This window comes from Mesorhizobium sp. M1312 (assembly GCF_040318115.1).
GTDB lineage: Bacteria > Pseudomonadota > Alphaproteobacteria > Rhizobiales > Rhizobiaceae > Mesorhizobium.
On sequence record NZ_JAMYLQ010000068.1, the window covers coordinates 1 to 7123 of the forward strand.

The following is a 7123-nucleotide window of genomic DNA, read 5'->3' on the forward strand; positions in this document are numbered from 1 at the left end:
GCTTCCGCGGTGTTGGTCGGGTTGCCAAGTTTCATGCCGGTCGTCTTGCGCGAGGCGAGGGCGGCTTTGGTGCGTTCCGAGATTAACCGACGCTCCTTCTCGGCCAGCGCCGCATAGAGGTGAAGCATGAATGGATCGGCATCGGCGCCAAGTTCGGCGACGACGGAGCGCTGAATGGAGGTGATGATCGGCAGCACGGTTTGGGCGAATCTATCAGCCTCCCGGATCGAGATCTTCCGACCTTTCGCGGCAGCTTCCGCGGTGTTGGTCGGGTTGCCAAGTTTCATGCCGGTCGTCTTGCGCGAGGCGAGGGCGGCTTTGGTGCGTTCCGAGATTATCCGACGCTCCTTCTCGGCCAGCGCCGCATAGAGGTGAAGCATGAATGGATCGGCATCGGCGCCAAGTTCGGCGACGATAAACGGCACCCGCTGCACCATCAGGCCGGCAATGAAGGCGACATCGCGCGACAGTCGGTCGAGCTTGGCCACGACCACCGGGCATTTTGACTGGCGGGCAAGGGCGAGGGCGGCATTCAATTGCGGCCGTCAATCAAGAGCATCCGCGCCCTTTCCGGTTTCGATCTCGGTGAACTCCTGGAGGATGATCATCCCCTCGGCTTCGGCAAAGCGGGCGACCGCAGCACGCTGGGGCTCGATGCCCAACCCAGAACGTCCTTGCCGCTGTGTCGAGACCCGATAGTAGGCGACTGCTCTCGTCATGCTTCTGTTTCCGGGGTGTTCAAACTGCAAACCACCGTTTGCAGTGTGCTCACAGGCGAATGAGAAGCAACTTCTAAGTGCAAGTCCTCCGGTCACCTGCGAGCGTAGCATGGCGCACCGGCGGTTTCCTCCATCAGACGCACTCCCGAGCGATCGGGATGAGAAGCCATCACAAGCGTTCTACGACGCAAATTGACCCGTAGGCGACCTCCATAGGTCAGACCGGAAGGTCTGCAAACGGGGCAATTCGGCTCGTCGCGAGAGGCAGGAACTACCGCTCTCACCGATTTGTTGAGAGCTCAGCAATCCAGCGCTTCAGCCAGTCATCAGGAATTTCGTACCGCACAAGGCCACATGGCGATCTTGGTCCCTGGTCGCTCGTTCAGAAAAGAGCCGGATGCGCCGCAGAACCAGCCGAGGTATCCGCGCTTGCGGAAAGGACTGTCGGCGCCGGCTTGATTAGCGTAAGCTAAAGTTTGGGGGAGCAGTCATGCACCACGCGGTCACCATTGCTGTCGCCGCGCTCGCGGCGTTGTTCATCTGCGCTGCGCGGGCGGAGGTGTTGATCGGTGTCGCCGGCCCGATGACGGGAAAGCTCGAGTGGACCGGCACACAATTGAAACGCGGCGCCGAGGCGGCCGTGGCCGACATCAATGCGACGGGTGGGGTGCTCGGCCAGCAATTGCGGCTCATCACGGTCGACGACTTCTGCGATCCCGAGCAGGCGGTAGCGGCAGCCCAGAAGCTGGTCGCCGACGGCGTGGTATTTGTGGTCGGGCACTACTGCTCCGGTGCCTCGATCCCGGCCTCGAAGGTCTACGAGGCGGCGCGCGTTGTGCAGATATCGCCATCCTCGACCAACCCGATGCTGACCGAGCACGGCCGCGCCACCGTCTTCCGCGTCTGTAGTCGCGACGATGCGCAGGGCCTCGAGGCCGGCGACTTCCTGGCTGACCAATGGGGCGACAGGAAGATCGCGATCCTCCACGACAACACGACCTACGGGAAAGGCCTCGCCGACGAGACACGGAAGCAATTGAACAGGCGGGGCGTGACCGAAGCGATCTACCAGGCCTACGTTCCCGGGAAAGACGACTACTCCGCTGAGATCGTCGCGCTGCAGGCGGCGGATATCGCGGTGCTCTATGTGGGCGGGTACCATACCGAGGCCGCGCTCATGGTCCGCGCGGCGCGCGACCGGGGCTACCTGGTTCAGGTGATCTCGGGTGACGATACGGCGACCGAGGCGTTTGCGCTCATTGCCGGCCCTGCCGCCGAGGGCACGCTCTTCACCTTTGTCCCCGACCCGCGTCGAAATCCGGAAGCGGCTGATGTCGTTGAGCGGTTCCGCGCCGAGAACTTCGAGCCCGATTCCTGGACGCTGCACAGCTACGGCGCCGCCCAGACCTGGGCGCAGGCGGTCCAGAAGGCAGGCTCGCTGGAGCCGAAGGCCGTGATTGCGTCGCTGCACAACAATCAATTCGACACGGTGTTGGGCCGTATCGACTTTGACGACAAGGGCGATCTCACGACCCAAAGCTGGGTATGGTACGTCTGGCGGAGTGGAGAGTACGTGCCGGCAGAATAAGAATCCGCCAATCGCCGGCGCGCTGGTCGAGGCATCTGATGCAGGGCAAGTTAGCGCGATCGTTCAGATCAATGCGTCGCTGTGATGGTTGAACGCCTCGGCATACGTGGCCGCCTGTTGCTGGCCTTTTTCGGTATCAGCACCTTCGCGGTGTTCGCCACGGCGGCCGCTCTTTACGCCTTCCTTCAAGTGGGAGAGGTCGTCGACCGCATCACCAGGGATCGGGTGCCGTCGGCGCTGGCGTCCCTCCAGCTGTCGCGCCAGGCCGAGCGGGTCGCCGCCACTGCGCCCGCCATACTTACCTCGACCAGCGAGGCTCGGCACAACGAGGTCTCGGCTGCGATCGGGGCAGAGATGACGCGCCTAGAGGAGCTGCTTGCTGCGCTCAAAGGTGCGGCGCTCGACGTCGCGGCCGTGGCCGAGATCGAGGCGGCAGTGCTTGGTCTCAGGCGCAATCTCGACGCTCTCGACGATCTTGTCGCCGCCCGCCTCAGCGTGGTCGCGCGCAAGGAGGACCTGTTGCGCCTCTTGTCCGCCACCACAAATGCAGGTCAGCGTCTTGTGGCGCCCGGCATCCTTGTTCTGAACTCCAAGCTCCCGCAATGGCAGGCGGTCACGGCCGACACGTCGCGCGCGGCGGATCCAGGCGCGGCGACGGCGGCCGACGTGGTCCAGGCGATTGCGGCCTACCTCCCGCAGCAGAAGGCGCATCAGGAGATCTCGGCTGTCAATGACGCGCTGGTCAAGACGGCAGACGCGCCGACACCGGGCGATCTGACGTTGATCCTGTTCCCGCTGCGCCGGTCGCTCGCCGTTCTCGACACGATTTCTACCGAGATCGACGAGAGGCTGCGGGTCCGCTTCCGGCAGCGGGTGGACGAGTTGAAGGCGCTTGTCGATGGTGAGAACAGCATCCCGAAGGCGCGGGAGGACGAGTTTGCTGTCCTGGCCGATGGCGAAAAGCTTCTGGCCGAGAATAGCAGGCTGTCGCGCAGTCTCACCGCTGCCGTCGATCGCCTTGTCTCAGCGGCAGACAGCGAGATCACAGCGTCCGGTCTCGAGGCCGCGCTCGTCCAGCGCTACGGCACCGGAGTTGTCCTCGGCTCCGCCTTTCTCAGCCTCCTGAGCTCGGTTCTGATTGTCTGGCTCTATGTCGACCGCAGCCTCCTTGCCCGTCTGGGAAGCGTGAGCCAGGGCATGCTCGCGATCGCCGGCGGCAATCTTCGTGCGCCGCTGCCTGCCGCCGGCCGCGACGAAATCGGGCGCATGGCCGACGCGCTCAGGCTGTTCCGGGACACCGCGGTCGAGATCGAGGAAAAGAACCTGCGCGAGGTCGCCGAGGCGCGCCAGCGGCTCGTCGATGCCATCGAGAGCATCTCCGAAGGGTTCGCTCTCTACGACGGGGAGGACCGGCTTGTCCTCAGCAACAGCCGCTATCGCGAGCTGCTCTACAGCGACCTTGCGATCGAACTGGCGCCCGGCACGACGTTCGAGCAGATCATCCGCCGATCCGCCGAGCGCGGCTACATCAAGGATGCCGAGGGGCGGTTCGAGGAATGGGTCGCCGAGCGGCTCTCCCGGCACCGCAACCCTGGCGAGCCCTGGGTGCAGCGGCGCGCCGATGGACGATGGATCATGATAGGCGAGCGGCGCATCACGGGCGGCGGCACGGTCGCCGTCTACTCGGACATCACGGAGCAGAAAAAACGCGAGGAGAACCTCGCCGAGAAATCCGCAGCGCTCGAGGCGCTCTCAGCCAAGCTGGCCAAGTATCTGGCGCCGCAAGTGTACAACTCGATATTCACCGGCCGTCAGGATGTCAGGATCGCCAGCCAGCGCAAGAAGCTGACAATATGCTTCTCGGATATCGCCGGCTTTACCGAGACCACCGACAAGATGGAGTCGGAGGACCTCACCCAGCTCCTCAACCACTATCTGACGGAAATGTCGAAAATTGCTTCGGATCACGGCGCGACGATCGATAAGTATGTCGGTGACGCGATCTTGATGTTTTTCGGCGATCCGGAGACTCGTGGTGTCAAGGAGGACGCGCTCGCCTGCGTCGAGATGGCCCTCGCCATGCAGAAGCGGATGAGCGACCTTGCCGAAATCTGGCGCGACATCGGCATCGAAACGCCGCTGCGCTGCCGCATCGGCATCCACACCGACTACTGCACCGTCGGCAACTTCGGCAGTGAAGACCGGATGGACTACACGATCATCGGCGGCGCCGTGAATCTCGCCTCGCGCCTCGAGCAGGAGGCGCCGCCGGGTGCCGTGCTCATTTCCTATGAGACGTTTGCGCAGGTGAAGGACACGATCGACTGCGTGGAACTGGGACACGTCCAGGTCAGGGGCATCGCCTATCCCGTCGCCACCTATCGCGTCCTCGATCTGAAGGCCAATCTGGTCGCCGCCGGCAGCGCTGTTCGAACCGAGCTGCCGCATCTCAGACTAGAAGCTGAACCCGAGTTGATGTCTGCTGGGGAGCGAGAGGAAGCCGCGACTGCGCTTCGCGACGTGCTCGATCGACTTTGTCACAAGCCCGGTTAGCAGGCTTCGCGCCCGCACCCGGATCGTCGACTTCTACCGCCCTCACCTCGTCGACTAGCGCAGGGATATTCCTCCGCCAGCGCCTCTTTTGGGGCCGAGGCTTGACCTTCGCTGGCAAGGTCCGGTTGTGGCGCGATCCCGACCTCGCGCTCGCTCAAGTAAAGAACTCGTCCTCGTCCTCGCCGGTGAACTCCCATGGCTTGGGTCCGATATGATGCGTCGTCGCCACCCGGCTGCGTGACACCGGGGAGAGGCCAAGCTCGCTCATGAACTTGTGCATCAGCTCGACATTCTTGTTGGAGATGGCAAGCCAGGGGGAGGGCTGCACGTAGCCGGCCGGCGTCCGCAGCAGGGGAGGGGTTTCCTTGAGCTTCTTCTCGGCCTCCACCCAGCGGCCATAGGCTTGACAGTAGGCTGCGAGTGCCGCCCGATCCAGTTCGCTGATGATGCCAAGTTCGTGGAGGTAATGCGCAAGCCGCTTCCACTCGGCCTTGGCCGTTGGCATCAGATGAGCCGGGCAGGTCGGGATCGCCGTCACCGGCTTTGGCTCACGCTTGTTGAGTGGCCGCTTACCTGGATTGCCGAGCGCAATCTTCAGTGCCGTCGGCGCTGGCTTGCGTCCTCGCATCATGCTTCCTTCCAGTCCGTCGCACCGCCGCTATGGGCTCCGGAGTTTGTCGACCATTTCGCGGCTGCAATCATGCTGCCGGAAGGCCGAAAAGCCCGGTATTTGGCCATTCTTAATCCAGCCGTTACGCTGCTACCCCCCTGCCAATTTCGCGGTTCTTCGAAGAAAGGGGAGGCACCGGTCGATGAGTGAAAAGCTGTAGAGATATGACCGCCCCCCCCGGCGAGGCGCTATAGGATCTTCATGTCTTCATAGGTATCTCAGGCAGCCTCCGCCAGCCGCTCGGCCCCGAGTTCAGCGAATGTACGGCCATCGCCCTCCAGCATTGCCGCCTGACCGGTGAACTCCTGCCAGCGTTTCACGGCGACGTCGACATAGGCTGCGTTCAGTTCGATCGCGTGACAGCAGCGGCCGGTCATCTCGGCGGCGATGATCGTGGTGCCAGAGCCGCAGAACGGCTCATAGACTGCCTGTCCTGGCGAGGAGTTGTTCTCGATCGGCCGCTTCATGCATTCCACCGGCTTTTGCGTGCCGTGGCCCGTGTCGGACTTCCTGTGAGGAATGGCCCAGACGGTGGTCTGCTTGCGATCTCCCGCCCAGTGGCCCTTCCTGACGGCATACCAGGCCGGCTCGTGCTGCCAGTGGTAATCGCCGCGGCCGATGACCAGCCGCGTCTTGTCCCAGATGATCTGGGCGCGCACGGCAAAGCCGCTGGCTTCCAGGCTAGTCACCACCGTAGCCGAGTGAAGGGCCGCGTGCCAGACGTACATCACGTCTCCGGGGAACAGCGCCCATGCCTCGCGCCAATCAGACCGGTCGTCATTCAGGACTGTCCCTTTCGCCAGGCCCTCCGAAGGAATGCCAAGCCGCATGCGCCATGCAGGATCGTAGTTGACCCCGAATGGTGGATCCGACACCAACAGGTGTGGTTTGATGCCGGCGAGCACCTTCTCAACGTCTGCCGCATTAGTGCTGTCGCCGCAGATCAGCCGATGCTTGCCGAGCGTCCAGACATCGCCGGCAATGCTCACCGGCTGCTCCGGGACGTCGGGGATGTCATCGGGATCGGTCAGGCCAGAAGTGCCCAGGCTGATAAGGGAGGCGATCTCCCGTCCGTCGAAGCCGGTCAGCGACAGGTCGAAGCCAAGCGCGGCAAGATCGCCGAGTTCGAGGCCGAGCAGTTCATTGTCCCAGCCGGCGTTCAACGCCAGCTTGTTGTCGGCGATGATGTAAGCCCGCTTCTGCGCGTCACTCAGCCCGGCGAGCTCGATCACCGGCACGGTGCTCATACCGAGCTTGCGCGCCGCCAGCAGCCGGCCGTGGCCAGCGATGATGCCGTTCTTGCCATCCACCATGACTGGATTCGTCCAGCCGAATTCCCGGATCGAGGAGGCGATCTGCGCCACCTGGGCATCCGAGTGCGTCCTGGCATTCTTCGCGTATGGGATCAGAGCCGCGGCAGGACGGTACTCAACTGCGAGGCGAGGAGCATCCACCGCCACGCTCTTTGCCGTCCTGGAAGGCAGCGGGTCATGATCAGAGTCCAGCCGTTGACTGGGATGCGTGCCATTGGTCATCTTGTCCCTGCACGAGCTAGGCTGAGGAGCCGGATACGCGAGAAGTATATCACGTCGC

At 63.4% G+C, this 7123-nt stretch carries 6 protein-coding genes; 2 read left to right on the top strand and 4 right to left on the bottom strand.

The features are described 5' to 3' along the window. Both NKH36_RS35010 and NKH36_RS35015 read right to left on the bottom strand, forming a co-directional pair. Nucleotides 1-536 (bottom strand): recombinase family protein (locus tag NKH36_RS35010; RefSeq protein ID WP_502912171.1); only part of this gene is annotated, 536 nt, incomplete at its 3' end. 9 nt (nucleotides 537-545) lie between these two features. After that, a complete protein-coding gene (locus tag NKH36_RS35015) occupies nucleotides 546-719 on the bottom strand; it encodes a recombinase family protein (RefSeq protein ID WP_502912172.1) in 174 nt (57 codons plus the stop codon). Nucleotides 720-1209: 490 nt separating this feature from the next. Between NKH36_RS35015 and NKH36_RS34145 the strand changes: the two genes are divergently transcribed. Together NKH36_RS34145 and NKH36_RS34150 are read left to right on the top strand one after the other, a co-directional pair. Beyond that, nucleotides 1210-2307: a branched-chain amino acid ABC transporter substrate-binding protein gene (locus NKH36_RS34145; RefSeq protein WP_352966184.1), complete on the top strand. Its 1098-nt coding sequence runs from the start codon at nucleotides 1210-1212 to the stop codon at nucleotides 2305-2307. An 84-nt stretch (nucleotides 2308-2391) separates the two neighbouring features. Further along, nucleotides 2392-4860, top strand: coding sequence for a PAS-domain containing protein (locus NKH36_RS34150; RefSeq protein ID WP_352966186.1), 2469 nt, complete (start codon nucleotides 2392-2394; stop codon nucleotides 4858-4860). Between the two features lie 154 nt (nucleotides 4861-5014). Here the strand turns inward: NKH36_RS34150 and NKH36_RS34155 are convergent, their stop codons facing one another. Beyond that, the gene (locus NKH36_RS34155) at nucleotides 5015-5491 is read right to left on the bottom strand and encodes a phage terminase small subunit P27 family (protein WP_352966187.1); all 477 of its coding nucleotides are present in this window, start codon (nucleotides 5489-5491) and stop codon (nucleotides 5015-5017) included. 257 nt (nucleotides 5492-5748) lie between these two features. Beyond that, entirely contained in the window at nucleotides 5749-6990 is a 1242-nt protein-coding gene (locus tag NKH36_RS34160; RefSeq protein WP_352966189.1) for a site-specific DNA-methyltransferase, read from the bottom strand. Nucleotides 6991-7123: the final 133 nt, after the last annotated feature.

What these genes read in the sequence shown, in the direction of transcription:
- NKH36_RS35015 (WP_502912172.1), bottom strand. Translation starts at nt 719, where the DNA reads ATGACGAGAGCAGTCGCCTACTATCGGGTCTCGACACAGCGGCAAGGA.
- NKH36_RS34145 (WP_352966184.1), top strand. Translation starts at nt 1,210, where the DNA reads ATGCACCACGCGGTCACCATTGCTGTCGCCGCGCTCGCGGCGTTGTTC.
- NKH36_RS34150 (WP_352966186.1), top strand. Translation starts at nt 2,392, where the DNA reads ATGGTTGAACGCCTCGGCATACGTGGCCGCCTGTTGCTGGCCTTTTTC.
- NKH36_RS34155 (WP_352966187.1), bottom strand. Translation starts at nt 5,491, where the DNA reads ATGATGCGAGGACGCAAGCCAGCGCCGACGGCACTGAAGATTGCGCTC.